The sequence below is a fragment of the Chitinophaga sp. genome (assembly GCF_019236475.1).
Lineage (GTDB): Bacteria > Bacteroidota > Bacteroidia > Chitinophagales > Chitinophagaceae > Chitinophaga.
Genome location: NZ_JAFAIX010000004.1, coordinates 1 through 26,498 on the forward strand (window position 1 = coordinate 1; position 26,498 = coordinate 26,498).

Sequence of the window (26,498 nt, forward strand, 5' to 3'; positions counted from 1 at the left end):
AACAGGCACGTATAATATTCAACTGTTCACCCGATTGGGAGAATGTGCGGACGCGATCACGAAAACAGTGATAGTAGTGCCAGAACAGGACAGAGGTACAGCGGATAGCATCTTGGGATATCGGGAAAAACTAATCAGAAATATCACCATCTATCCGAACCCCACTACTGGCCAGTTTAAAGTAGGTGTGGAATTGTCGAAAGAAGCGGCGGTAACTATCCGCTTGATTTACTTCAATGATGGCAACTTGATGGAAATGCGTACTAGTCAAAGTGCGAAGAAGCATGAAGTGCCGTTCAGTATAGGGGCTTTACCACAAGGTACTTACCTGATAGGCGTTCAGGCGGATAAGGAATATGAGGTCCGAAAAATGATAAAACTATAATGCAACGAAAAAGGATTGTCAATGGACAATCCTTTTTCGTTTATACGTTTAGTATCATCATTGAATCACTCCAATATGGTTTTGCAAATAAGTAGCGGTAATAGTGTTGGCATTGTTGATTAAGGCAGACACGGTTCCCTCGAACACAATCTGGCCGCCATATTTGCCGGCTCCAGGCCCGATGTCTATGATCCAGTCGGCCTGCGCAATGATATCCATGTTGTGTTCGATTACTATCAAGGTATTCCCAGCATCGACCATCTCATTCATCATATGGAGGAGACGTGCGGTATCTGCCGGGTGAAGTCCAGTGCTAGGTTCATCCAACACAATAATGCTATTCCGGTTATTCAGTTCTTTAGATAGTTTCAGCCGTTGCCTTTCTCCGCCGGAATAGGTATCCAGGCGTTGACCCAGCGTGATATAATCCAATCCCAACCGGGTAAGTAGCTGAAATTGTTCTCGTATATGCTTCTCTGTGAAAAACTGTGCGGCCTCTTCTACGGTCATGTTCATGATATCCACAATGTTTTTCCCCTGGTAACGATAGGGGAGTACCTCTGGAGAAAATCCGCTGCCATCGCATACATCACAAGTTGTTTCGGTATCGTCCATAAAGGCCATATCAATTTTCAGCACGCCATATCCTTTGCAAGCAGGGCAAGCGCCTTCACTGTTCCGACTAAACAAGGCGGCTCTTTTATGATTGGCTTTGGCCAATAGGTCCCGGATATGATCGGAAATACCCAGGTAGGTGAGGCAGTTGGAACGCACATTCCCCGCAAAGAGAGATTGATCAATCACCTTCACGTCCGGGTATAGCAGGGGCAGCTCATCGCTGATCAAACTACTTTTGCCCGATCCGGCTACGCCAGTAACCACGGTCATCACGGAAAGGGGTATACGCACATTTACATGCTGTAAATTATGAAGGGTAACATCTTTTACTGGTAAATAATCGCTCGCCGTACGTGGGTGAGCGTTATAGGTGCGTGGATGGGAAAAGTAGACCCCTGTTTTTCCCGTAGACTTAGGAAGCCCCTTGAAATCGCCCTGATAAACGATCTCGCCACCATGCGAACCAGAGCCTGGTCCCATGTCGATTATGTGATCGGCTATACGAATAATATCAGGATCATGCTCTACAATCATGACCGTATTGCCTTTATCTCGGATCTGACGGATGATGCGGATGATTTTGTCTACATCCGCAGGATGTAAGCCTATACTGGGTTCATCAAAGATATACAGCATATCGGTAAGACTATTGCCGAGATGCCTGACCATTTTTATGCGTTGAGACTCGCCGCCAGAGAGGGTATTAGTGGTCCTGTCCAGGGTGAGATATTGCAGTCCTATGGTCTTCATGTTCTCGAGTTTCCGACGCACCTCTTGGAGGACGGGTTCATAAGCATCGGCTGTTATCTCCCGTAAAAAATCCAGTAGATCATCCACAGGCATGGCAGTACAATCAGCAATGCTATGGCCTTTTATCTTGCAAGAGAGGATTTTTTCGTTTAGTCGTTGTCCTTTGCAGCTCGGGCAAGGCATTTCAGATACGATCGTAGCAAGGGATTTACTGTGAAGGTCTTGTTCCCTGGAATCTTTTTTTAGGAAAGCCTTCTCAATGCGAGGAATAATTCCTTCGTATTGCACGGTCTTCCCCCAGCCTTGCCCCGGATGTTTGGGCTTATGGGCAGGCGCATGCAAGAGTAAATCCCATTCTTCCTTCGTATAGTCCTGTATTTTTTTATTGACATCGAAATAGCCGGAATTCGCATATCTCGTCCATCTCCAGCCACCAGGCTGGAAAGTCGGGAAACGGATAGCACCCTCCTCCAACGATTTCGTGCGATCAATCAGTTTGAGTTCATCAATTGATTTGACAAATCCTAATCCTTCGCAGGTAGGGCACATGCCGGATGGATGATTAGGACTGAATATATTGGAGTAACCCACGAAAGGCTGGCCTATCCTGGAAAATAGGAGTCGCAAGGATGCGCTGATATCTGTAGCTGTACCTACGCTAGAACGTATATTCCCTCCCAACCGCTGCTGGTTAATAATAACAGGATAGTTGAGGTTTTCAATCTTATCTACCTCTGGAATGCCTAGGTGTAGCAACCTGTTCCTTGCAAAGCTATGTTGCGTTTCATTGATCTGGCGTTGCGCTTCTGCACCAATGGTTTCAAATACCAACGATGATTTACCCGAACCGGAAACGCCTGTGAATACAGTGATACAGCCCCTGGGGATCTCCAGGGAAAGGTTCTTTAGATTGTTTTGCCTAGCTCCCGTTATACTTATTGGTTTCATCTATTAGCATGGTTAGTAGTTCTAAGTTAAGTATTTTCTACACGGGTGTAACAGGTATTGCAAAATAAAAAACGGGCGCCTGTAGAGCGCCCGTGTGGATTATTTCTTCTGTTTGGTGATGCGTTTATTTTCTGGGTCCCAGTTGTAATAGACCTTACCTTTATCGGTGGTTTTCATAATGTGAGCACCGTCTTTACCTACTTTATCTGTGGCTTCCTCTTCCTCCATATCCCAGATCACCATATCCGGCTGACCACCTTTTTCATTGGGGAATATAAATTGCTCCGAATGATAGAAGGCATCAGCATCGCCGATATTGGTTTTGTCTGGAAATCTTACGAGTTGGTTATCCTTTGTTAAAGCAAAATAGTAATCATATGTTGGGATACCGCAAGCTTCTCCGCTGAAAGTCAATACCACTATGTTTTGCACATTGGTGAGGCCCATGCCACTCATGACTTTCCCGCTGGAATAGCTGGCACTTTCATCATCGCCGGTAATAACACTGCCCTTAGCAATCACGGCTCCATTTTGAACTACTTTCAATCGTACAAAGTAGCGACGAACAGTATCCCGCTCTTTGTATTCATTGACATAAGCACTATCCGCCCGGCGTTCTACACCATATACGAATTTGATATCGCCACGGCGCATAGGGGTACAACTGATAAGTCCTTGCCATACATAACCATTACGTTGTTCTCCGTTTTTGTTATATAGAATTTTCAGCCAAGGACCTTGGAGACCGCGGATGGTAAGCGCCTGATTGGTGATTTGGGTAACGATGATATTATCCCCTGCAAACAAGGTATCTAATGGGGCTTGTTTGGTATTCGGCGCTGGACGTATAAACGCAGTATCTGAAAATATATACCGCTCCGAGCTGTCCGAATTAAGGCTCCAGACACGCATGTCCGGAAAATAGGGCTCCTCCTGGGCGTATGCAACATGCCCAAGACAGATAAACAATAAGAATAAAAGCTTTTTCATGGCCGCAAATATCCTAAATATGTGCTTATAGCGGTACTTTCCGAAAGAAGAAATCGTGTCTGGATATAAAAAAATAACAGATCGGGAAAAATATTGCACGCGAAAATTTCCCGAATCGATTAAAGCTCCCGCCTGCTGCAGCTTACCTTTGCGGAAATTTTTTCTATGTCAGCATTTTTTAGGCAACTTATCTTGACCATTGTAGTTATCTGCCCGTTATTCGCAATGGGGCAGTCGGAAGAAAGCAACAAGAACGAAGGGAGTATAGGAGGACAAGTACTGTCGAATGCAGGACAGCCACTGGAGCTAGTATCCGTGTCTATCCAACAACTAGAAAAAAGTACATTGACAGACAACGAAGGTAAATATCTCCTGGAGCATATCCTCCCAGGCACTTATATCGTGCGTATCCAACTGTTGGGCGCTGCCGAAAAGGATTTCCAGGTAATAGTGCGCAAAGGGGAAAAAGCAATTCTGGATTACCGTCTGCCGAAAGAGAATATCCAATCTTTGCAGGAAGTACGTATAGTCGGCAACGTTAATAAATTTTCCAAGAAAGAAAGTAGTTATGTCAGTCGGCTTCCCCTGAAGAACCTGGAGAATCCACAGGTATACAACATTGTACCGAAAGAGCTGATCCAAGAGCAAATGGCGCTGGATTTAGGGAGTATTTCTAAGAATGTGCCTGGTGCGGGGATTCCTATGTTGGCGAACCAGGGTAGAGTTACTTTCCGTTCTCGTGGATTTGAAACGGAGCCTAATGCGCGCAATGGCGTTGCCGGGCAGGCATTCTCCGCTATAGATCCGGCCAACTTAGAAAGGGTGGAGGCCATCAAAGGGCCTTCTGCTACGCTCTTTGGCACCAATGTTTCTAGTAGCTACGGCGGATTGTATAACCGTGTTACCAAGAAGCCTTACAATGGCTTTGGAGGGGAAGTAGCCTACTATGGCGGGAGCTGGAACTTCAATCGTTTAACCGTAGACGTTAATACGCCTGTTAATAAGGATAAAACAATGCTTTTCCGCCTCAATGGCGCTACTACCTTCGAGAAAAGCTTCCAGGATATGGGCTTTACCAAAAGTCTGAGTCTGGCCCCTAGCTTCTCTTATCAGATCACCGATAAGCTCTCTTTATTACTGGATGTAGAATTCGGTCAGGCGAAAGGTACTTCTGTGGTGCGTTTCAACCCATATACCGGCGGTACCAAAAACTTATCCATCGCTACAATGGGATTTCCGTATAACAAAATGTTCCTCAGCAATGATATCGCCTACAATACCCAGATGATGAACATTTTCGCGCAGGTAAATTATAAGATCTCCGAAAACTGGACTTCCCAGACCATCGTTTCCCGCGCTAGATCCTCCATTGATGGGTATATCACCGCGCTCAATGGTCGTACGGATTCCACCCTACGTGCAAATGTGATGGTCGGTAATACCGCTTTCATTGCAACAGATATTCAACAGAACTTCATCGGGGATTTCAAACTGGGTAACTTCCGTAATCGCCTGGTAGTGGGACTGGACTATTACAACAACTCCAATTCCTTTGATAGGGTGGCGGTCAACGGACCTACTGTGAATTTCATAAACCCCGGAAAGAATTATAAAGTATACCGTTATCAAATAGATTCCCTGCTGCCAACAGGTACGCCACGTACAGAGAACAACGGGGACGATAGCTATGCCGCTTATGCCTCCGATGTATTTAACGTAACAGATCGACTCATGGCGATGCTGAGTCTTCGTGTAGACTTCTACCGCAACAGAGGCGTTTATAATATAGCCACTGGCGTTAGAACCGGTACTTATAGCCAGACGGCACTTTCCCCTAAATTAGGGTTGGTATACCAACTAGTAAAAGACCGTGTATCCCTGTTTGGTAGCTACATGAATGGGTTCTTCAATAAAAATGGCTCCGACCTGGATGGTAATAGCTTCAAACCAGAAAGAGGCAATCAACTGGAATATGGGGTGAAGGCGGATGTACTGGATCACCGACTGGTAGGAACAATCAGTTATTATGATATTGAGATCAGTAATGTATTGAGAATTGATCCCCGCGATGTCAACTATTCTATCCAGAATGGTACGCAGCGTAGTAAGGGGATTGAAGTGGAAATTACCGCCAATCCATTACCAGGACTTAATATCGTGGCTGGTTATGCCTACAACGACAGTAAATACCTGAAGGCAGATTCTACTGTGCAAGGGCTTCGCCCTGCTTTATCGGGGCCTGCCAATATGCTGAATGGTTGGATCAGTTATAACTTGACGAAAGGTAAGCTGAAAGGGCTGGGTGTAGGTTTTGGTGGGAATGCCGGCAGCTCTTCCTTCCAAACCAATACGCAGAAAGTGAAAATTACGATCCCTTCTTATGTAATGCTGGATGCATCTGTTTTCTACGATCAACCTAAGTTTCGTGTAGGCGTTAAAGTAGATAACCTGACTAGCGAGAAAGCTTGGTCTGTACGACTTATACCGCAGGCGCCAGCAAGGTTTACGGGTAGTTTTGCATTGAAGTTTTGATAATAAAACATGGGCGCTGAGTTTATCAGCGCCCATGTTTTACTATCTTGATATCTTTCTCCATACATCGCGTTTGAGCGTAAATAAAAAAGCACCTGTAAAAACAGGCGCCATCGTTTGACTCTATATAAAAAAAGCAACTTTACTTTAACAGCCATTCCAGTTTGTACATATGGTGATAGCTGTCGTATGCCATTAATTCATTATCATGTTTAAAGTTCGTATCGAGTAAATCAGCCCAGTCATGTTTATCTGGGAAGGCCGCTTTCAACTCCATACTTGTCAATGGGTGTATAACGCCATCGGCCGTACTAAAATAGTAACTGTAACGATCATTACGGTATTCCCTATTGGAAGATAATGTACGCTTGCGATATAATAGCAGTCGGGCATTTTTGTTCATTACCTCGTAGGTGTCGCCGCCATGGATACAAAATACTTTCCCCTCGATAGTGGCATAGCCAAACAATTGACTTACCGGTATCCGAGAGTTATTGCCATTAAAAGATAAATCCACGTAGTCTTTCGGCGCCAGCAGGTGCAGCTTCAGTTTTCCTGGATTGGCTGCAGATGGGCCATAGCTGGTTATTCCTTTTACATAATCTGCTGGTGTACGGTACAGCGCATTGGTTTTTACCTGCGCATCCCCATTTATGGAAAATAGACATATCACCAGGAGCAGGGCAAAACAATTTAATACTATTCTCATAGATCAGGATCTTGTTGTAGGAAGATAACAGCAATCAGGATGCCTTAGTTACATGGAAGCATTAAATTCTGATTAAAATCAATAGGAGAGGGCAATCCCGCCTAAAATGAGCGCTGTTTCCATTTGCTATTTGCTGCGTATTGACCTTCCCAAAATGATAAAGTTTATCATTTTGATAGGGTCATGCCAACATCGCTTATGAATCATTTGCTACTTGAAACGAAGTACAATGGCGGGTTTGCAAAGAAGTACCTATGGTTGGACATATATTTGAATAGCCTAGGCCCAAATCGCTTAAATAAGCCAAAAACATGAAAAATGGAATTTTAACTGTGCTGGCGCTGGTAGGCTCTCTCACGGCCGGATTCGCGCAGCAGGACTCAACAAAAAGCACTACTGTAGTCCCAGATGGTTCTAATGGCAGAAGTCTGCCTTCTCCTATCTCCGCACCGCCATTCCCTAGCAGTGAATGGGTGGGCGCTTCCCTCATCGGTAGCCCGGCGGACGCCCCGGATTACCCATTAACTAAAGCATTAGGACTGGCGAAAAGTAAAAGTCGCATCAAAGTGTACGGTTGGCTGGACGTCGGCGGTAACTTCAGTACCTCGAGAGTTTCCAACGCACCTACTTCCTATAACCTGGTACCCAACAGCGTTGTGCTGGATCAACTGATCCTCCGGGTAGAACGACAGCCCAATACAGTCCAACAGGATCATGTAGACTGGGGCTTCCTAGTTGATAATATTTACGGAACGGATTACCGCTATACCATCTCCAAGGGGATTGTCAGTGATCAGTTGTTGAAAAAGAATAGTCTCTATGGCTACGATCCCGCTCAAGTATATGCCATGCTCTATATCCCCAAAGTAGCCCAGGGACTGCTGATAAGGGTTGGTAGATTTATCAGTCCCGCTGATATAGAAGCGCAGTGGGCGCCGGATAATTACCTGTACTCCCATTCTCTGATGTTTACTGTAGATCCTTATACTTTCACGGGTGTACACGCTACCTTGCGCCTGAGCCCTTATTGGCAGGTATACCTGGGCGTACATGGTGGAAATGATATGGCGCCATGGAGTAGTTCCAGCAGTGTAAACGGTCTGGCGATGATGCGCTGGGTATCTCATAATAACCGGAACTCTATTTACGGTGGGATCAACTCTCTCGGAAAGGGGAATTACAAGGACGAGCATGATAACCTGCAAATGCTGGTATTCACCTGGGGCCATAAATTCAGCGAACGTGTACACATGAATACGGAGGCTTATTACATGTGGCAGCATCATGCAGCCGTGGGTGGTACTGCTATCGATGGTCCTGGAAAAGATTGGTACATGGGTACTGGCTTAGGCCCAACCATTTCTGGTCTTGCTTCTGCCGTAGGCCTGGTCAACTATTTCGAGATCCAGTTATCTCCGAAGAAAGATTATCTCTCCATTCGTAATGATATGCTAAACGACCCTCAGGGCAACCGTACGGGCTTCAATACTTGCTATTCTAGTCATACCATCGGTTGGGTACATCACTTCAGCCCGTTGTTAAGGATACGCCCGGAAGTCCGTTATGAAAAGGCCTGGACAAACGATCAAACACCATACGACAATGGTACACGAAGGGATCAGTTTACATTAGCTATGGATGCTATTGTTAGATTCTAACGACGACATATAAACGAAAAAGCAGGCGTTTTTTTTATCGCCTGCTTTTTTCGTTTATCCTATACCGTATTCTTCCATTTTTCGGTAGAGGGTGGAAAGTCCAATATTCATGAGGCGTGCGGCCCTGGACTTATTCCCTTTTACATATTCCATTACCCACTTGATATGCATTTTCTCCATTACTGCCAGGTCGAAATTACCTTGCTTCTGTGGGGCCGGACGCTGATCCAGTTTGAATTCCAGGGGTAAGTCGTCTGTAGTGAGGGTGGTGTTATTGGTGATAATCACCGCGCGTTCGATGGTATTTTTCAGTTCCCGGATATTCCCTCGCCACGGATGCGTTTTCAACTGATGGAGAAATTCAGGGCTCATATCTGTTACCTGTTTATTTGTTTTCGCAGCGAAATATCGCAGGAAATGAGCAGCAAAGGTGGGGATGTCTTCTGCTCGCTCTCTCAACGGAGGTAAGGAGATCGTGAATACATTCAGTCGGTAGTATAAATCTTCCCGAAACCTTCCCTGTTCTATTTCTTCTTGTAAATCGCGGTTGGTAGCCGCAATAATGCGTATATCCACTCGCGTTACTCGGGTGTCGCCTACTTTGATGAACTCTTTTGTTTCGAGTACTCTTAACAGTTTGGCTTGTAGGTCCAATGGCATTTCCCCGATTTCATCCAGAAAGAGGGTACCGTTATTGGCTTCTTCCATCAATCCTTTTTTGTTTTTGGCCGCACCAGTAAAGGCGCCGGCCTTATAGCCAAAGATTTCACTTTCCAGGATATCCTTACCTATAGCACTGCAATTGATGGCAAGAAAATCTTTTTCCGCGCGTTTGCTGGCCTGATGAATGGCTTGGGCAAACATTTCTTTGCCGGTGCCTGTTTCACCTAATAGTAATACAGGCGCATCGCTGGGAGCCGCTTTGGCCGCCAGTTCCCTGGCCGCTGCGATAGCGGGAGAGTGACCAATGAGTCCATGGAAGGTGGCGTATTTGTTGGCGATTTTTTCCTGCAAATGTTCCACCCTATTTTGTAAGTGGACGCGCTCCAAAGCGCGATGTATCAAGGGAATAATCCTAGCGTTGTCATTCCCTTTGGTAATGTAGTCGAAAGCCCCTGCTTTAATGGCTTTTACGCTGTCTGGGATATTGCCGTAAGCCGTGAGCATGATGATGGCAGTACTAGACGGGGATTCATGAATATATTCTACCAGGGAGAGGCCGTTGCCATCAGGTAGCATGACATCACAGAGTACCACATCGATTTGTTCTGTTTGCAACTGTTTCCTGGCGACTTTCAGGTTTTCAGCCGTGAGTACACGGAAGCCTTCCAGGGAAATGATTCTATAGAGCAACTGGCGGAGCTTTTCTTCATCTTCCACCAGCAAAATAGTGCCGTTGTTCATGTTTTGGTGTATTGAAACGTAATAAATTATACCGCATCGGAGGGTGGTATGGAGGATATTTTTTCCTCCGTGATATCGAGTAAATCACTGCTGATCTTTAAAATCCGATCTACATCCTCCCGAATACTGTTCAGTAAATCTTGTTGGTTGGGTGCCAATGGCCCGGTGCGACTATCCTGTAGCAGACTTATACTCATCTGCATAGAAGATATGGGCGTTTTGAGTTCATGTGATGCAGCGGCAATGAATCGGGTTTTAGCATGGGCAAATGCCTCCAGGGCGCTGATGTCTCTCAAAACTATCACATATCCCATCGGGTCTCCTTCGTTGGTAATACTGATTTTTTCTTTTATGAAGATGCCATATCCCTCTGCACCGGGTAAAGTAATTCGTTGCTGTGTAGGAAAATTCATCACCGCAAGGAGCATTTCTTCTTTTGTTTTTTGTTGAGCAGTACATAACCGCAGCATTACATCATTCATGAACAGGATATTATTATCCATATCATAGCCAATGACGGCATCTTTCATCTGGTTGATGATGGCCTCTATGCGGTTTTTTTCTGTTTTTATCTGCTGCATTAAAAGCAGTATTGGTTTTTCCACCAACGATGGATAAGTGAAAACAAAGATGATGGATACACCCAGCAGAATAAATGTCACAATGGATAAACCCACAATCGCTTTATCAGAATGGGCAGATAGACTTTCATTTTTATGAATCACTGCTTGCTGGTTGATAGCTGATACCTGCAATATCGCCTCTCTAAGTTGGTTGATCAGTTGCTGATCGTTGGGCTGCTGTTGCAGCGCCTTTACCAAGGCGGCTGCTTTGGCAGTAGCCGTATCTTCTCCTGGTTCGGTGATGTTCTGCTGCTGGAGGCGCAGGTTCTTTTCCAAATCTTCCAGTCGGACCGGACTGGATTCCATAGCCATAAGCATATTGTTGGAAAATACGATGGACTGAAGGTTTTGATGCATGATCAATTTGGCCTCTCCATTCATTTTGTAAATCTGGTATACGCCTTCCATACTAATAGCCAGTGTTAGGAGGAAGAGAAATACAAGACCCAAGGTCACTTTAGTCCTTAAATTAGACAACATATCATTGCAGTGTTAATACTTGATAATTTTCGGGCGCTAAAGGAATGCCAGTTGAAAGAAAGTGATGGTTAAATAGTATTAATTATTGATAGTTAATTAGTTATAATAGATTTGCTAAACGAGGCAAAATGAGAACCATGCCAAAATGGAAGGGTGTTTCCCATTTTGAAAGACTATTACCCAAAATGACTGCTTGGGTTCGTTTTGCTGGTAACAGCTTGGGGAAATACTGCTACAGGTTTCTATGGAGATTCTAATGGAGATTTTCCATTATTTAATCTGGTTATGTATAAATTTGTCTTTTATCCGATAACTAAAAGTAATGGAAGTAATAACACATATAGCTGGAGCGTATAAAATTGCAGAATTGCAGGCAGACACGGTGCTGTTGGATAATGCGGATAACGCTTTGCAAATATTCGTGGATCTTTATTATCAGGATTTCGAGCGAGTGATCGTACATGAACAGAACATCATTCCGGCATTCTTTGATTTGTCGTCCGGGATTGCAGGAGAGATATTGCAGAAATGTTCCAACTATAAAATGCATTTGTATATCGTAGGTGATTTCGAGAAATACCCAGGTAAGAGTATACGCGATTTTATCTTCGAAAGTAATAAAGGGAAACTGGTGAATTTCCATCCTACAGTAGCGGCTGCACTAGAAAAATTTAATCAGTTTAAGTAATTCCCGCCTGTCCCGATTTATGAGAACGATACTATTCTTATTGCTGTCTATTTTGTGCCTCTCTGCAAATGCGCAGCAGGACCCTCTGAAAGTATTGGCTGCGCAAATACAGAAAGAAGGCCCAGCAGCCAAACAGCATGTGCAGCAGAAAATTATTTCAGGAAAAGCCACTGGCACTGATTTCATCAAAGCTGTTTTATTGCTGTATGGCAGTAATAGCGAAGTGGCGGTAAATTTACTCACCGCCGCTATTCCCAAATTATCACCACAAGATCCGCTGTATCGCGAAGCGTTTCGCCTGCGTTCAGAAGCCTATGTGCGACTGGTAAATATCGACAGCGCCATTGCTGACCTGGAAAAGTACCATAAGCTGGCGCCGCATGATGTGGCTTCGATGATAAATTTATCTTACCTCTATGGCTTGGATGAAAACTATCCGATGGCCATTGGATTGTTACAGACGGCGTTACAATCAGATTCAACAAACCCCAATCTATACGCCAACTTGGCCTACTATCATGCAGAAGCCACTCAGTACGACAGTGCTATTTACTATGGCACCCAGGGTATGCGTTTTGCAAAAGATCCCAAGCTGGTAGGGAGTATCCTCAGTAGTGTAGGCTATGCGCAAGGCATGTCTGTTTCAAGAGAAAAAGGGATGGCCGTGATAAGAAAAAGCCTGGAAGTATATCCGGATAATTCTTTCGCATGGTTTAATATCGGGAGGATTTACTTGAGCATGAATAACCGCGATGAAGCCTGCGAAGCCTTTCGCAGAGCGAAAAGCCTGGGAGGTGTAAACTTGACCGCAGCGTATTTGGAGTCCTTTTGTCAGTAGTTATTTACCGAGGAGGAAGTCGCCATAAAAATTGGGTATCTCACTGTTATAAATCGCATCTGCTACGCGATGACGATCATAAGGAACTTTCACAATGGCCGCGGTAGGCCCTTGTGCGCTGATGGAAATAACAGCATAAGAGGCAAGCCTGTCGGCCTCTTTACTTCTGCCCACTGCGCCACAGTTGATCGCGTGAAAACCAGTACGCGTAATGCGATGATAGGAGAGATGGGTGTGACCCATGATAATCGTGTCTGCCTTAGCTTCTCTAAACATACTTTCTACATCCTCCTCTGCATGGTTTTCATAAATGTATTCCTCATTACTGCGGGTACTTCCATGCACGAGCAATACGTTATAACCCTCATGGGTAAACGAAATCTGTTTCGGTAAGGTGGCCAGCCATTGTTTGTTGGATGGGGAGATACGTTCCTTGGAATGAGCAATGGCTGCTCGTCTGTGGCCCGTTTCGATAGCATCATGATGCGGTAGCGGCATCACCTGGTAATCGAATGCTACCCGCTCATCATGATTTCCCAGCAGACATGGAATACCCCGACTTTTGATAATTTCAATCACTTCATTGCCCCATGGCGCGAAATCGACCAGATCTCCCAGGCAGTATATCTCTTGGATGCCTCGTTGTGAAATATCGTCCAATACGGCTTCCAGGGCAGGCAGGTTGGCATGTACGTCACTGAAGACGGCTATCTTCCTCATTCCTTTTTTTGAATGCTAAGGTAACTGTCATGGATATACTGAAATTGTACATTTTCCAGCAATTTTTGTAAAAATCAATAAAAAACCGGCTGGCACTCGTAGCGCCAGCCGGTTATATAAAGATGCTCCTGTATTAGCAGGTAGTAGCTGTTTTCTTATTTTCCATTGGTTTCAGACCAAGGTTCTGGAACATCTGCATGTCTTCTGTAACACCTGGGTTAGGTGTTACCAGTAAGGTTTGACGCTCGCCGGTAAAGATGGAATTGGCGCCTGCCATGAAGCACCATGCTTGTTCCGCTTCGGTCATTTCAATACGACCAGCGCTCAAACGCACTACGGAAGCCGGCATTACGATACGTGCAGTGGCAATCATGCGCACCATATCCCAGATATCCACTTTCGGATTATTTTCCAATGGGGTACCTTTCACGCGAGCCAGCGCATTCACAGGTACGGACTCCGGATGCTTAGGCATAGTGGCCAAAGTCAGGAGCATAGACATACGATCGGCATGCGTTTCTCCCAGCCCGATGATACCGCCGGAACATACAGTAATGCCAGCTTTACGAACGTTATTGATGGTGTTGATGCGGTTATCGAATTTACGGGTAGATATGATCTCCTGGTAATACTCTTCGGATGTATCGAGGTTGTGGTTATATGCATGCAAACCAGCTTCCTGCAGGCGCTGGGCTTGTTCTTCTGTCAGCAATCCCAGTGTGCAGCATACTTCCATACCCAGCTCATTTACGCCTTTCACCATGTCGATCACGCGATCAAAGTCGCTGTTATTGCGTACTTCCCTCCAAGCGGCAGCCATACAAAATCTGGTAGATCCAGTTTCTTTTGCTTTCTGGGCATGTGCAATCACGGTTTCAGTAGGCAATAATGCTTGCACTTTGATATCGGTATGATACCTGGCTGCTTGTCCGCAATAGGAGCAGTCTTCCGGGCATCCGCCGGTTTTGATAGACAGGAGGGTGCATACCTGTACCTCATCTGCTTTATGATACTCGCGATGTACGGTAGCTGCGCGGTAAATAAGCTCCATTAAAGGGAGGTCATATATTTCCTGGATTTCGTCTTTGGTCCAGTTATGTCTGATGGGAGATGTCATAGCTTCCTTATAGATTTTTGAAATATCGTGTATGCTTATGCGTAAACTTGAATATCTTTTTCGATGGCGTACATCCAGTTGATAAACAACTGTTGTTCGAGGGTTTGCACGTGTTGGGCGTGCTTTTCCCAATCTGGGGAGAAGCCTTTCAGTTGGGCCATCATTTCTTCTAAGTGGCCTTCTTCTTCCACGATAATGGAGCGTACCATTACTCTGCTACCCGCTTTGTCTAGGGCCTCTTGGTAGACCGGATACAAGGCGTCTGCCCGTACTTCTATGGCGTAAGTAACAAAGAGATAGGCGGCATATTTCAGCGATTGCCCACTGAGCTTGAATGTTTGTTTCAGGTAGCGGCAGGTCTGCATGTCTAGTTGATGGAGATAATGCTTCGTGGCAAATGGCGCCAGCAAAGAGGCATCTCTATAATCAGGGCAGGCTTTTGCATCCAGCTTACCAATTTGTTTTTTCAGGTAATAGGCATGACGATGTTCTTCGGCGGCATGTTTCAGTTGGATGATATCCACTTTGGTCTTGTCTTCACAGGCGGAAATTTTCCGGGCGCCGGCATTTTCCATAAAAGACAATGTATTTAACCACCTGGTATGTAATTCGTTATGTTCAACTATATGTTGCAGCAGAGGAGACATATATATCTTATTTCGATTCAAATGTAGGGGCTGTCCGGGCTATCAAACTAGGCCGGATTGTATATTTAAGCTAGTCCGGTTAAATTGTGCTATATTGCCGGTCTGTCTAAAAAATAGAAATATGAGTAGTCCGGTGGAGGTGCCATATAAGAGTTTTGTTTCGATAGACCGCCAGTCCACGACAGCAGTCTATCTCCAAATAGCCAACCAGCTCATCAACGCTATACAGCGCGGTTTCCTCCTCGCAGGAACCCGCCTTCCCGGTACCCGCAGCTTCAGTGAGCTGCTGGAAGTACATCGCAATACCATTGTGGCAGTATACGAAGAGCTGGATGCCCAAGGATGGGTGGAAACAAAACCCAATAAAGGAACCTTTATCATCGGGAAAATAGATGCCCGTCCACAAAAAATCCGTACCGCCACCGAAACACAACTAGTACAGTATCCGAAAGTAACAGGGTTTCATTTTCGCAAATCCAGTTTGCTCGATAATCCCTTCGAACACGCCGCCTGCGATTACATCTTCAACGATGGTACCCCGGATATCCGCCTCACACAAGTGGCCCAGTTATCTAGTCTATATAGCGCCAACCTGAAACGGAAAAGCAATCATAAAAAACTGGGCTATTATAACCAGGATGGCAGCGAATTCTTCAAACGCAATCTGTCTAATTACCTCAACCTCTCCCGAGGACTGCATATCTCCAATGATAATATCCTCATTACCCGCAGTACGGAGATGAGCGTTTATATTACCGCGGAAATCCTGCTGAATAAAGGCGATATCGTGCTGGTAGGGGCGCTCAGCTATTTTTCTGTGAATATGATCTTCCAGAAATCAGGCGCCCGTATTATGTCGGTGCCCATCGATGAGGAAGGCATTGATGTGGAAGCCGTACGGCGTATATGCGAGCAACATACCATACGTATGCTGTACATCACCCCGCATCATCATTACCCTACCACCGTGACCCTCAGTGCCAAGCGCCGATTGGAACTCTTGGAACTAGCTGCTGTATTCGGTTTTGTTATTTTGGAAGATGATTACGATTACGATTTCCATTACGATAAAACACCCGTATTGCCGCTGGCCAGTGCTGATAGGAATGGCATGGTGGTCTATATCGGGGCCTTCGGGAAATCGCTGGCGCCGGGCTTCAGAACTGGTTTTATCGTAGCGCCGGAAGACCTGATGGTAGAAATGCGCAAACACCTCGGTATCATCGACCGGCAAGGGGATATTCTTATGGAACAGGTGCTGGGAGAAATGATTGAAGAAGGCGAAATTCACCGTTATTTGAAGAAATCCCTGAAAGTATACCAGGAAAGGAGAGATCACTTTGTGGCGCAGTTGGAAGAGCACCTGAGCGATTATATGACGTTCCGAAAGCCGGCAGGAGGACTGGCTGTCTGGTCGCAATGGAAACAACCGGTGAACCTCCTTTCACTCGCGAAAGAATGCGCAAGGAATAACCTTTTTATTCCCAAAACCTTACTGTATCAGCATAAGGACCTTACCGCTATGCGACTGGGATTTGGCCACCTGACCACTAAAGAGGCACAGGAGAGTATTGCTATCCTGAAACATAGTTTGCTTACCCAACTATAAGATTGACAGATTTACCCCCAAAATTGGCGTTAATACCCCCCATCCAGACAAAATCTATCCGGCATCTTTGTAGTGCTAAGATTATACGCATCCACATGAAAACGGTATATCATCTTTTTGTTACACTCGTATTAATGCTCATTCCCATGATCAGCACTGCGCAAGCCCCTAAGCTGGCAAACACCGGATATGCTCCAGTAAACGGTTTAAAAATGTATTATGAAATTCATGGGGAAGGGACCCCGTTACTGCTGCTGCATGGCAGTTTTATGACCGGACAAATGACCTTCGGTTCCATGATCCCTGAACTAGCCAAACATCATAAAGTGATTGTGGTGGATTTGCAGGGGCATGGGCGTACTGCGGATGGCGCGAGGGACTTTTCCTTTCCCCATTTTGCAGAAGATGCGGCCGCACTATTGCAATACTTACATATCCAACAGGCAGATGTGATGGGCTATAGTTTAGGCGCCACCATTGGGCTCCAGTTGGCCATCTCCCACCCAGAACTGGTACGTAAACTGGTTTTTATTTCTGCTGTGTATAATTCTACTGGCTGGATTCCATCTACACAGGCTGCCTTTGCGGCGCTCACGCCGGAAATGCTCACCAATTCCCCACTGAAAGAGGCATATGATGCAGTAGCGCCGGATAAATCGCACTGGAATACCTTCTTGCAACGCATGATCGCATTCGCACAAAAGCCTTTCGATCTGGGCAAAGAGAACTTAAAAAAGGTGAAAGCCCCTGTATTGATTATCAAGGGCGACAATGACGGGATCGACTACACGCATATGGCGGAAATGTACACTGCGCTGGGTGGAGGCGTATTCGGCGATATGGTGCCCATGCCCGCTTCTCAGTTGGCAGTACTGCCTGGAGCTTCTCATACAGGCATTATCATGATGCCGGAAAAACTCCTAATGCTCATCACGCCATTCCTACAATAATTCAGTATATATCATTATCTTAGCGGCAAGAAGTCATCCGATTTCTTGCCGTTTTTTTATATTTTCGTTGTTACCCAACTTTTTGAAATGAACCTTATAGTGAATGTAAAACAGTTAGGACGGAAACATGCACTGATTGCGAATAAGACCTTAGAGATTGATGATATCGGAGTTAACCCTACCCTGGAAATGCTCATTCTCGCTGTGGTCAAACAGCAGGTCCAGGCGTACAATCAACGTCCTAAAGACAGGCATGTACTTCCTTTCCTTAGTACAAATGAAATCGCCACACAGGCGGCCACCGGAAAAGTGGACTTCGGTGTCAATTACAATGAAACAGTAGCCAATATTACGGAGGCACAGCAAACGGCATTACTGGCTTTTAAAGACGGAATGTTTGCCGTATTTGCCGACGATAGGGAGATACAATCCCTAGCGGAGCAAATTCCCCTGGAATCCACTACTGTCATGACTTTTATTCGCCTGACCTTTTTGGCTGGTAGCTATTGGTAATTGCTTGTTTTAACCCATCATATCATTTTAATCATACCTTAACATGGAGACAAAAGATTTATTGAAAGACTGGGAAGTTCCCGGCTTCAGACAAACATTGGTAGATACCCTGAAGGCTGTTTATACAGGCAGCGCATCCAACGAATTATTAACCCCGTCTTCTGCAAGAGCCGGACTGGTATTGCTGAATGAAGACGAGGAATACCAACCACAACCCAATCAATATCCTCCGAATAAATTTTCATATGGGGATGACCGTTATGAATTCTTTATCAACTATCTCGGCACTGACGACTGGGAAGGCACTGAGAAAGAAGGATTGCTGGTTTTCTTCTTTGGAAAGGAACTAACGCCATATGTAAAATATGCTTGGAATCAAATTCGGTTCCGCAGCTATCAGCGCAGTTATTACCGTCGCTCTTTCCGAGCGCCTAATAACAGGGAATTATATTTCGCTAACCAACTGAATTTCCTGCAAGCCGCCATTTTACAGATGAATAAGCTGGATTATTATGGCGATTCGAAAGCGAATGTTTACATCATGCCATTGGAAGAACAGGTGAGATATAGTTTTTACCTCCCCAATGATAGTATGTTCCTGATCTGGGCAGCCGCCCTGGATGCAGGAAATGAAACCTTATTCCAGACTTTCGAGGATATCGTTTTTAATAAAGATACAGTAGGGAAAGTGACGATGCAAATCCTGAAAGCCTTACTGAACAGTGAAAAAGAAAAGTGCTGGCAACTGGTAGAAAAGCTACTGCTGGCCGCTCAGCGCCAGGAAGGACTGCGGCAAACCATTACAGAGTCATTGGATGAATGTAGTCTCGGCGCAATGAAATACATGATGCGTGTCATCATCGATGAAAAATTATTCCGTTTCGCCGGTATCATACGTGCGCTGGATGTTTGGGCGGGCCTCGGATGGAACGCGGAAAAAGATACCACGGTGAAATCATTCTTCGAAAAAGGGTATCATTATCTCAGCCATCCTGAAGAAATTCCTGCGGCTATCGACAGCCAAAATAACGCAGATGTATATATGGCCCTCTGGGCGCAGGGTGTGGTGGATGTGCAGGCAACCTATCCATACCTGGACAAGCTATTGACGGAGGGCAATGTAGAGAAACAATGCCTGGCGCTTAAATTCGCAGATGAATCCAAACATTTTAACCTGGATATGCCCTTGTTTGAAAAGGCGTTGGCCAGTAATGATATTGCAGTGTTGGGGCTAGCTGTCAGTAGCATTAATTCCCAGGTAGAATATCATAAATCCCATTATAGCAAGCACTTTCCAAACCTCTTCGATCACCTGCACCAGGTGCTGATTCGCGTGAAAGATAAAGCGCAAACCATCGCTGGTAAAGTGTTCTCCTGGACTGTTATTCAGTATGACCGCAACCAGGTGTTGCAGGCTATGAGCTCCCTGATTAATTATAATCCCGCAAAACTGGATATTGTAATGTCCTATTTTGATGAGATGGATGTGAATATGCGGGAAAGACTGACCAGAATTGTATTACCCGGCTATGCCGATTATCATTGGGATAAAGTAGAACTGAAACCAGTAACGCCCCTACAAAGAGATTATGCTTTCCGTATCCTGAAAGATCGTGGGGAATACAATGTGAGAGTGGCTTTTCGCGTGATCGATACATTGGAGCTGACCTTGGAAGACTTACAGGTGTTTGTTGAAATGCTCAAACGTAAGAGTGCTAATATCCGCGCCAGCATCATTCCTATTATTACAAAACAACCAGATGCCATGGTGATCAACCTCACTGGGCAACTGCTCCAAGGGGATGCAGAACAGCGTACAGCCGGACTGGATGTAGCATTGCAACTGAAGAAATCCGGACGCGTACCAGAACAGGTAAAAACCTGGGCAGAGGAATTCAGTAACAGAAAAACGATTGCACAGAAAGAAGAAATCCTGCTCACACAATTGAAAGCAGATGATGGAGGCCTGATACTCTCCGAAGAAAATGGCTATACCTTATATAATCCTGCTAATATTGTACGTACGGAATTGCCGCCAATCCGCCCTGATAGCCTGTATGAGCAATTGCTCGCTAAGAATACGTTTGGCCTATCTATGCCGGTTGAAAAGGTAAGAGAGAAAATGCTGGACTTGTATAATATTTATCTGGCCAACGGTGAACATGAATATGAAGCGGAAAGCTGGGATGGCTCTAAGAATACAATTATCCTGGCTAATTCTTTCCAAAGTAATAAGCCTTACAATTATAAATACGCCACCAAGGAAGAAGAATATAACGCTTATCCATTGCCGGAAGTATGGGAAGCCTGGTATAAAGCCTCCGGACTCACTGATATGGATTTATACATCATCGGTGTGCTTGGCAATGATAGAAAGGATAAGGTTCCGGAAAAATGGCAGCATCTGATCCATAACATTCCTGTCAGGAATGAAATGATGCCTGCAGAGGCGTTAGAGAAATTCACGTATAGAAATCCTTTGCACAATATCATTAATACCCTGCTATTAATACATCCTCCTGCTGATAAATACGACTGGCTGATAGGCGCCTGTACGCGCCTCTTTGCAAGTCTGCCGGAAGAATACCTGCAAGCAAAGGATATGGAACAAAACCGCTATTACTATAAGAATGGCAATGGCTGGCAGTCTACCCATACCATGCAAATTTTCCTGGATTCCTTCAATTCAAAAGAGTTGGCTGAGCATCAGGTAAAAGATGTATGGCAGATTTTCCGCTGGCGGCAGTTTAACGGTCTTCCTGAAAATGTAAATTATTGTAATCCGCCGCTGGGCCTTATTTGCAGGGCTTTCCAGGCTGGTATTATTAATGAAGACGAATTGTACAATGGGCTGATGGATACCGAATATCTGCATACCTTATCCACCAACAGATACGGTAAAAATTATAAGACTTGGTTTGAATCGTATCCGTTCTTAACCGCACCTTTCAATCGTATCCGCGAAACCCTCCTGGATGCAGAGCTGAAACGTGGTGATAGTGCTACCACCATTACTATGAAGGTGCAGCAGTTCGGTATTATCTTCGGTATAAACCGCTTCTTTGAACTGTTGACAGGTTTAGGAAAGACGAACCTCTACAGAGGTTACATTTACTCTCCTCATAATTCAGTTTATAATAAAACAGAGCTCTTCAGCGTCCTCTTAAAAAAATGCCAACCTGCCGAAAACGATACGCAGGAAATCTTTAACAAAGCAGCGAAAGCTGCACAGTTGCCGGAACAACGTTTAATTGATGCGGCCGTATATGCGCCACAGTGGCAAAAATATATCAGCAGTTTTCTGGGCTGGAAAGGCCTGGACTCCGCTATCTGGTGGATGCACGCACATACGAAATCGTCTGGCGTCAACGAGCAAAATGCTGAAGCAGAAAGCGAAATCGCAAAATATTCTGCGGTGGACCTGCAGGATTTCAAAGACGGCGCAGTAGATAAAGACTGGTTCCAACGCGCCTATAAAGAATTAGGAAAAGACCGTTGGCAAATGGTATACGATGCTGCTAAATATATCAGCGACGGGAATGCTCACAGACGGGCACGCCTATACGCAGATGTGATCATCGGTGAACTCAAACTGAAAGAAGTTACTGCCAAAGTAAAAGATAAACGTGACCAGGATTACCTACGCCTCTACGGACTCGTAACACTTGCCAAAGCCAATCCACAAAAGGATGTATTGGCCAGGTATCAGGTATTGCAACAATTCCATAAGGAAACCAAACAGTTCGGCTCTCAAAAGCAAGCCAGTGAGAACCTCGCTTATCGTATCGCTATGGAAAACCTGGCCCGCAATGCCGGTTATACCGATCCATTACGCCTCAGTTGGGCCATGGAAACCAAACAGGTGCAGGAAATCATGGCTGCCAATACACAAATTCAGCTAGATGATGTGGCAATAGGCTTGATTATAGACGAAGAAGGTATGGCAGACGTAGTGGCCTTTAAAGGGGACAAGCAACTGAAAGCCATTCCGCCTAAATATAAGAAGGATAAGAAGGTACTGGAACTATTGGATTATAGGAAAACCCTCCGTGAACAGTTTAGTCGTTCCCGTAAGGCGCTCGAAGATGCCATGGTGCGTGCAGACGCCTTTACCAAATCCGAACTGGAAGCCCTATTCGGCCATCCTGTTATCAGTAAACACCTGGAAAAACTGATCTTCATTTCCGGTGATCAACTGGGCTTCTGGCACAATGGTAAATTATCCGATGCTAACGGTAAGGATTATACGTTGGAAGCAACATCAGAACTGCGTATCGCACACTGTACTGATTTGTATGCTTCCGGCCAATGGAGCGGCTATCAACATTATTGCTTCACGAAGAGCCTGCAACAACCGTTCAAACAAATCTTCCGAGAACTCTATCTGCCACTGGAAGAGGAGCTGAAAGAAAGAACCATTTCCCGCAGATATGCTGGTCACCAGGTGCAGCCGTCACAAACCGTTGCGCTCTTGAAAGGACGCGGCTGGAAAGTAGATTACGAAGATGGTTTACAGAAAGTATTCCATAAAAATGGCTTTGTAGCTAAGCTCTATGCGATGGCTGATTGGTTCTCTCCGGCGGATGTGGAAAGTCCAACCCTGGAAACAATTGAGTTCCATCACCTGAAAACAGGTAAATCCGTACCTTTTGAAGAGATCCCTAGTTATATCTTCAGTGAAGTAATGCGGGATGTAGACTTGGTGGTGAGTGTAGCGCACGTGGGTGGAGTGGATCCTGAAGCTAGTCATTCTTCTATTGAACTGCGTAAAGTACTCGTAGAAGAATCAGCGCGACTCTTCAAACTCAACAATGTAACAGTGAAAGGAAATCATGTCTTCATCAAAGGACATTATGGAGAATACAGTGTACATTTGGGAAGTGCAGTGGTGCATCAGTTGCCAGGTAATTACCTGTCCATTCTACCTGTTCACTCTCAGCACAGGGGAAGGATCTTCCTGCCATTCGCAGATGATGATCCAAGATCAGCAGAACTGATTTCTAAAATACTGTTGCTGGCTCGTGATAACGAAATCCAGGACCCTACTGTATTACGTCAGTTGCAGACTACCGCTTGATAATCGCATAAAATTGGATCGTCTAACCATAAAACCTTTAGTTTATGAAAACAAAAATCTGGGCTAATTTCAGCGTCCGTGATTTAGATCGAACTACCAAGTTCTATAAACAATTAGGATTTAAACATAACGGGGAGTCGGCCCAATTGACGAGTTTCTTCTTTGGCGAAGAAAAGTTTATCATTCATTTCTTTTTGAAGGATATGCTTGAACCCGCCATGAAAGGGCCCATCATCGATTCAAAAGCTGGGAATGAAATCATATTCACCCTTTCTGCGGATAGTAAGAACGCGGTGCATGACTGGGAGGAATTAGTACGCAAAGCCGGTGGAACAATCGTTTCCAAACCAGAAGCGTTTGGGCCAGGTTATTACGGCTTTGTGTTTGCTGATCCTGACGGGCATAAGTTCAATGTATTTCATATGTAGTAAATACCTGAAATCTACTGTCTGTCGGCCCTCCCGCAGTTGACAAGACGACAAAAAAATTGCCCGAAGTAAATGAAGGCAAAACTCTGCCTGTTGCCCTTCCCGCAGTGGGCAAGACGACAAAAAAAATTGCCCAAAGTAAATGAAGGCAAAACTCATCTGTCTGTTGTCCCTGCCCACAGGGCAGGGACAACAAAAAAATAAAAGGCCGAAAATGACGTCGCAGACGTCATTTTCGGCCTTTTATATAGTCACTTTTTTATTGATAAACCTTCACCCAATCTACAATCATTTGTACGGGTAAATCGGCCGGATTGATTTTTCCGACCCAATTACCACCCAACTGTTGATCGATGAGAATAAAGAAAGGCTGATCGTATGGCCATTGAGATGCATTCACTCCCGTAATTCTCGGGTAGGTAAAAGTATCATGTCCATTCACCTGAAACACAATCTTATCCGGATACCAACTGATGCCAAATGTGTTAAACTCCAATGGATTCAATTTCGCGGTGCCAAAATGTGGCGGATGTTCTGTTTGTTTGAGGTCCAGGGTATAGTAGGAGTGGGTCGTTTGGTAGATGATACTATCCCGGTTCAGGTGTTCCATGATATCAATTTCCCCATTGCGAGGGTATTTGCCATATTTGTCCAGTTCTGCGAGCATCCACATGGCAGGCCATGCACCTCCCGCGCATTCCAACTTTGCACGGATTTCTATACGGCCGTATTGGAACGCGAACTTCCCTTTAGACCATATGCCTCCTGTCAAATAAGGACGCTTATCCACCGTGGTATCAGGATTGATAATACCGCGAAGATAGAGCAGGCCATTGTCTAGGCGATAGCAGGCATCATTGCTGCTCATATGCGTATCCCAGGCAGATCTGCCGGGTGGAATGCGCGTCCACTTGGTAGTGTCCAGGGACTTGCCATTGAAATCGTCCTGCCAGACGAGCTTCCAGTCCTTATTTTCCCGTCCTTTTTTCTGGACATAGATATGATTTTTTGGGCCGGAGCGTTCCGTCACTTTGCAAGCGGTAAGTGCGGTAACTGTAGACAGCAGCACCATCAGGATCTTTTTCATTGTTCAACTGTTTGTCTTCCTAAATATCTTTATACATAATGTCTGTACGCAAAACGTATTTCATGCCGCTGTGCAGCAGGCTGCCCTCATGGCGGAGGGGATGGTAAAATATCAATGCGCTACCTGCTTCCGGTTGTACTACTTCTCCACTGTGGAATACGGTTTCTCCACCCTCATAACCATCATTCAGGTATATGAGAAAGGTATATTGACTGGCCTCTGACGGGTTGCGGATATAACTGCCATCCATATGCATTTTAAAGCGTTGTCCTGGCGTATAACGATAGAAACGCAGCAGTTCATTCAAACCACAAGCCACGCGGTTTTGCTTTCCTTCCGGGGCAAAGGGCGCTACCCTTTCCCATAGCCATTCTACATACGTATCGTCTGTAAACATGACCCGTTCATTATTGCGGATACCTTTTATCATTTGTTGTTTGCCGCCGCCTACATCTACTTTGGCTTCCTCATAGCCAAGCGCCTCGCTTCTGTCGATCAAATGTTGACATTCCTCTTTCGTGAAAAAGTTGCTGATAGTAAATATTTCTGGAGAATAATGATGCACTTTCATATATCAATCTTTGGGAGTAGGAAAGGTACAAATTTTTAATAGGATAAAACAGGCAGGTATGCGAACCTGCCTGTTCTTAATCGATTTATCTGGTTTTATGTACCAGTCGCATTTGTAGAAAAACAGAGAGCAATATCAGCATCAAACCGACATAAAAACTGATATTCAGTTCTCGATTTTCATTGAATAGAAAAATTGCCAAAATGATGCTGTATACGGGTTCCAGGTTAAAAGAAAGATTGACAGTAAAGGCGGAAATTTTCCGCAACGATTCCGCTATCATTACATATACTGCAATCGTGCAGCAGGATGCCAGCAACACCAGGTAGATTAGGTCCGTCCCGGTGGGGGTGAAATGCAGTGCGGGCATCAGGTGCTGATAAAAAGGCACTAGTAAACCGATGCCCAGTGTGATCCCTAACATCTGGTAAAAGTTAATCATACCGGCGTCAAAACGTTTTATTAATTGCTCGTTCGTCAGCATGTACAATGCCCCTAAAATGCTGGAAATGGTGCCCAGTATGATTCCCAGCCGGTAGGAGGTGTCGAAGTGAAATACCAATGCCACGCCGGCTACTGTCAGTAAACTCAAGCCCAGTTCTGTGGCGGATAAACGCGCCTTTGTAACGAATGGAGCCAGTAAGGCCGTGAAGAATCCTGTGGTACAAAAACAGATAACACCTACAGAAACATTTGCATATTTAATGCTGCCATAAAAGAATACCCATTGCAAACCCGGTAATAGTCCGGAAATAGTGATCTGTAGCCGCTCTTGGAGGGTGTGCTTCGTAAATCTTCCCGTGGCCTTTAGGAATGGAAATAAAAACAAAAAGGAAAATAGCGCCCTATACCAAACGAGACTGACTTCATTCAACGAGATTAATTTGCCGAAAATACCACTAAAACCCGCCAAAAATATGGCGGTATGCAGCAGCAGAAATGATTTTTTCATCATTAAAAAATATAGCTTGACCAGTGCGGATATGAACGTCGAGATGACTTCGGATCAGCATCAGTTTGATGTGTAATAAATTAAGTGTGAGATATTTGGGTTAACTAAATAGCCAGCAGCTTAGAGAAAGCAATACAAATCATTCTCCCAAATGAATGGGAAGCCATTACATGTAAACGCCGGTTATTTAGTTAGCAGGAAACT

The 26,498-nt window shown here is 45.0% G+C and carries 21 protein-coding genes; 10 read left to right on the top strand and 11 right to left on the bottom strand.

Going from position 1 to position 26,498, the window contains the following annotated elements:
- On the top strand, nucleotides 1-385 hold a 385-nt coding region (locus tag JO154_RS04100; protein ID WP_291942081.1), incomplete at its 5' end, for a T9SS type A sorting domain-containing protein.
- Nucleotides 386-442: 57 nt separating this feature from the next.
- On the opposite strand, the gene JO154_RS04105 is transcribed toward JO154_RS04100, so the two are convergent.
- Entirely contained in the window at nucleotides 443-2,701 is a 2,259-nt protein-coding gene (locus JO154_RS04105; protein ID WP_291942084.1) for an excinuclease ABC subunit UvrA, read from the bottom strand.
- Between the two features lie 99 nt (nucleotides 2,702-2,800).
- Nucleotides 2,801-3,691: a hypothetical protein gene (locus JO154_RS04110; RefSeq protein ID WP_291942087.1), complete on the bottom strand. Its 891-nt coding sequence runs from the start codon at nucleotides 3,689-3,691 to the stop codon at nucleotides 2,801-2,803.
- Between the two features lie 165 nt (nucleotides 3,692-3,856).
- On the opposite strand from JO154_RS04110, the gene JO154_RS04115 reads away from it, so the two are divergent.
- A complete protein-coding gene (locus JO154_RS04115; protein ID WP_291942088.1) occupies nucleotides 3,857-6,223 on the top strand; it encodes a TonB-dependent receptor in 2,367 nt (788 codons plus the stop codon).
- A gap of 142 nt (nucleotides 6,224-6,365) precedes the next feature.
- Here the strand turns inward: JO154_RS04115 and JO154_RS04120 are convergent, their stop codons facing one another.
- Nucleotides 6,366-6,932, bottom strand: a complete 567-nt coding sequence (locus tag JO154_RS04120; RefSeq protein ID WP_291942091.1) for a hypothetical protein — start codon at nucleotides 6,930-6,932, stop codon at nucleotides 6,366-6,368.
- 311 nt (nucleotides 6,933-7,243) lie between these two features.
- Between JO154_RS04120 and JO154_RS04125 the strand changes: the two genes are divergently transcribed.
- Nucleotides 7,244-8,590, top strand: a complete 1,347-nt coding sequence (locus tag JO154_RS04125; RefSeq protein ID WP_291942093.1) for an outer membrane beta-barrel protein — start codon at nucleotides 7,244-7,246, stop codon at nucleotides 8,588-8,590.
- Nucleotides 8,591-8,644: 54 nt separating this feature from the next.
- Here JO154_RS04125 and JO154_RS04130 read toward each other — a convergent pair whose 3' ends face one another.
- Nucleotides 8,645-9,994, bottom strand: a complete 1,350-nt coding sequence (locus JO154_RS04130) for a sigma-54 dependent transcriptional regulator (RefSeq protein WP_291942096.1) — start codon at nucleotides 9,992-9,994, stop codon at nucleotides 8,645-8,647.
- Nucleotides 9,995-10,020: 26 nt separating this feature from the next.
- Entirely contained in the window at nucleotides 10,021-11,097 is a 1,077-nt protein-coding gene (locus tag JO154_RS04135) for a histidine kinase dimerization/phospho-acceptor domain-containing protein (RefSeq protein ID WP_291942099.1), read from the bottom strand.
- Nucleotides 11,098-11,419: 322 nt separating this feature from the next.
- Here JO154_RS04135 and JO154_RS04140 point away from each other — a divergent pair, with 322 nt between their 5' ends.
- Complete coding sequence (locus JO154_RS04140) at nucleotides 11,420-11,785, top strand: DUF4180 domain-containing protein (RefSeq protein WP_291942101.1); 366 nt, start codon at nucleotides 11,420-11,422, stop codon at nucleotides 11,783-11,785.
- A 19-nt stretch (nucleotides 11,786-11,804) separates the two neighbouring features.
- Entirely contained in the window at nucleotides 11,805-12,623 is an 819-nt protein-coding gene (locus JO154_RS04145) for a tetratricopeptide repeat protein (RefSeq protein ID WP_291942103.1), read from the top strand.
- Here the strand turns inward: JO154_RS04145 and JO154_RS04150 are convergent, their stop codons facing one another.
- The 3 genes from JO154_RS04150 to JO154_RS04160 all read right to left on the bottom strand — a co-directional run bounded on the left by JO154_RS04150 (nucleotide 12,624) and on the right by JO154_RS04160 (nucleotide 15,107).
- On the bottom strand, nucleotides 12,624-13,343 hold the full coding sequence (locus JO154_RS04150) for a metallophosphoesterase family protein (protein WP_291942106.1): 720 nt from the start codon (nucleotides 13,341-13,343) through the stop codon (nucleotides 12,624-12,626). It abuts the gene before it with no gap.
- Nucleotides 13,344-13,476: 133 nt separating this feature from the next.
- A complete protein-coding gene (gene bioB / locus JO154_RS04155) occupies nucleotides 13,477-14,460 on the bottom strand; it encodes a biotin synthase BioB (RefSeq protein ID WP_291942110.1) in 984 nt (327 codons plus the stop codon).
- 35 nt (nucleotides 14,461-14,495) lie between these two features.
- On the bottom strand, nucleotides 14,496-15,107 hold the full coding sequence (locus JO154_RS04160; RefSeq protein WP_291942113.1) for a hypothetical protein: 612 nt from the start codon (nucleotides 15,105-15,107) through the stop codon (nucleotides 14,496-14,498).
- Between the two features lie 121 nt (nucleotides 15,108-15,228).
- On the opposite strand from JO154_RS04160, the gene JO154_RS04165 reads away from it, so the two are divergent.
- From JO154_RS04165 to JO154_RS04185, 5 genes are all read left to right on the top strand, one after another.
- Nucleotides 15,229-16,716 carry a PLP-dependent aminotransferase family protein gene (locus JO154_RS04165; protein WP_291942115.1) on the top strand — a complete coding sequence of 496 codons (1,488 nt, stop codon included), beginning with the start codon at nucleotides 15,229-15,231 and terminating at the stop codon, nucleotides 16,714-16,716.
- A 95-nt stretch (nucleotides 16,717-16,811) separates the two neighbouring features.
- On the top strand, nucleotides 16,812-17,666 hold the full coding sequence (locus JO154_RS04170; RefSeq protein ID WP_291942118.1) for an alpha/beta hydrolase: 855 nt from the start codon (nucleotides 16,812-16,814) through the stop codon (nucleotides 17,664-17,666).
- Between the two features lie 87 nt (nucleotides 17,667-17,753).
- Nucleotides 17,754-18,179 (top strand): hypothetical protein, encoded by a 426-nt coding sequence (locus JO154_RS04175; protein ID WP_291942120.1) that lies wholly within the window; start codon nucleotides 17,754-17,756, stop codon nucleotides 18,177-18,179.
- A 43-nt stretch (nucleotides 18,180-18,222) separates the two neighbouring features.
- Nucleotides 18,223-23,256, top strand: a complete 5,034-nt coding sequence (locus JO154_RS04180) for a DUF4132 domain-containing protein (RefSeq protein WP_291942123.1) — start codon at nucleotides 18,223-18,225, stop codon at nucleotides 23,254-23,256.
- 44 nt (nucleotides 23,257-23,300) lie between these two features.
- Entirely contained in the window at nucleotides 23,301-23,684 is a 384-nt protein-coding gene (locus tag JO154_RS04185) for a VOC family protein (RefSeq protein WP_291942126.1), read from the top strand.
- A 259-nt stretch (nucleotides 23,685-23,943) separates the two neighbouring features.
- On the opposite strand, the gene JO154_RS04190 is transcribed toward JO154_RS04185, so the two are convergent.
- The 3 genes from JO154_RS04190 to JO154_RS04200 all read right to left on the bottom strand — a co-directional run bounded on the left by JO154_RS04190 (nucleotide 23,944) and on the right by JO154_RS04200 (nucleotide 26,294).
- Nucleotides 23,944-24,771 (bottom strand): glycoside hydrolase family 16 protein, encoded by an 828-nt coding sequence (locus JO154_RS04190; RefSeq protein ID WP_291942129.1) that lies wholly within the window; start codon nucleotides 24,769-24,771, stop codon nucleotides 23,944-23,946.
- Nucleotides 24,772-24,790: 19 nt separating this feature from the next.
- On the bottom strand, nucleotides 24,791-25,342 hold the full coding sequence (locus JO154_RS04195; protein WP_291942131.1) for a 2OG-Fe(II) oxygenase: 552 nt from the start codon (nucleotides 25,340-25,342) through the stop codon (nucleotides 24,791-24,793).
- An 85-nt stretch (nucleotides 25,343-25,427) separates the two neighbouring features.
- Nucleotides 25,428-26,294, bottom strand: coding sequence for a DMT family transporter (locus JO154_RS04200; RefSeq protein ID WP_291942133.1), 867 nt, complete (start codon nucleotides 26,292-26,294; stop codon nucleotides 25,428-25,430).
- Nucleotides 26,295-26,498 lie beyond the last annotated feature (204 nt).

Coding starts and splice junctions, on each gene's coding strand:
- JO154_RS04105 (WP_291942084.1), bottom strand. CDS start 2,701: ATGAAACCAATAAGTATAACGGGAGCTAGGCAAAACAATCTAAAGAAC.
- JO154_RS04110 (WP_291942087.1), bottom strand. CDS start 3,691: ATGAAAAAGCTTTTATTCTTATTGTTTATCTGTCTTGGGCATGTTGCA.
- JO154_RS04115 (WP_291942088.1), top strand. CDS start 3,857: ATGTCAGCATTTTTTAGGCAACTTATCTTGACCATTGTAGTTATCTGC.
- JO154_RS04120 (WP_291942091.1), bottom strand. CDS start 6,932: ATGAGAATAGTATTAAATTGTTTTGCCCTGCTCCTGGTGATATGTCTA.
- JO154_RS04125 (WP_291942093.1), top strand. CDS start 7,244: ATGAAAAATGGAATTTTAACTGTGCTGGCGCTGGTAGGCTCTCTCACG.
- JO154_RS04130 (WP_291942096.1), bottom strand. CDS start 9,994: ATGAACAACGGCACTATTTTGCTGGTGGAAGATGAAGAAAAGCTCCGC.
- JO154_RS04135 (WP_291942099.1), bottom strand. CDS start 11,097: ATGTTGTCTAATTTAAGGACTAAAGTGACCTTGGGTCTTGTATTTCTC.
- JO154_RS04140 (WP_291942101.1), top strand. CDS start 11,420: ATGGAAGTAATAACACATATAGCTGGAGCGTATAAAATTGCAGAATTG.
- JO154_RS04145 (WP_291942103.1), top strand. CDS start 11,805: ATGAGAACGATACTATTCTTATTGCTGTCTATTTTGTGCCTCTCTGCA.
- JO154_RS04150 (WP_291942106.1), bottom strand. CDS start 13,343: ATGAGGAAGATAGCCGTCTTCAGTGACGTACATGCCAACCTGCCTGCC.
- bioB (WP_291942110.1), bottom strand. CDS start 14,460: ATGACATCTCCCATCAGACATAACTGGACCAAAGACGAAATCCAGGAA.
- JO154_RS04160 (WP_291942113.1), bottom strand. CDS start 15,107: ATGTCTCCTCTGCTGCAACATATAGTTGAACATAACGAATTACATACC.
- JO154_RS04165 (WP_291942115.1), top strand. CDS start 15,229: ATGAGTAGTCCGGTGGAGGTGCCATATAAGAGTTTTGTTTCGATAGAC.
- JO154_RS04170 (WP_291942118.1), top strand. CDS start 16,812: ATGAAAACGGTATATCATCTTTTTGTTACACTCGTATTAATGCTCATT.
- JO154_RS04175 (WP_291942120.1), top strand. CDS start 17,754: ATGAACCTTATAGTGAATGTAAAACAGTTAGGACGGAAACATGCACTG.
- JO154_RS04180 (WP_291942123.1), top strand. CDS start 18,223: ATGGAGACAAAAGATTTATTGAAAGACTGGGAAGTTCCCGGCTTCAGA.
- JO154_RS04185 (WP_291942126.1), top strand. CDS start 23,301: ATGAAAACAAAAATCTGGGCTAATTTCAGCGTCCGTGATTTAGATCGA.
- JO154_RS04190 (WP_291942129.1), bottom strand. CDS start 24,771: ATGAAAAAGATCCTGATGGTGCTGCTGTCTACAGTTACCGCACTTACC.
- JO154_RS04195 (WP_291942131.1), bottom strand. CDS start 25,342: ATGAAAGTGCATCATTATTCTCCAGAAATATTTACTATCAGCAACTTT.
- JO154_RS04200 (WP_291942133.1), bottom strand. CDS start 26,294: ATGAAAAAATCATTTCTGCTGCTGCATACCGCCATATTTTTGGCGGGT.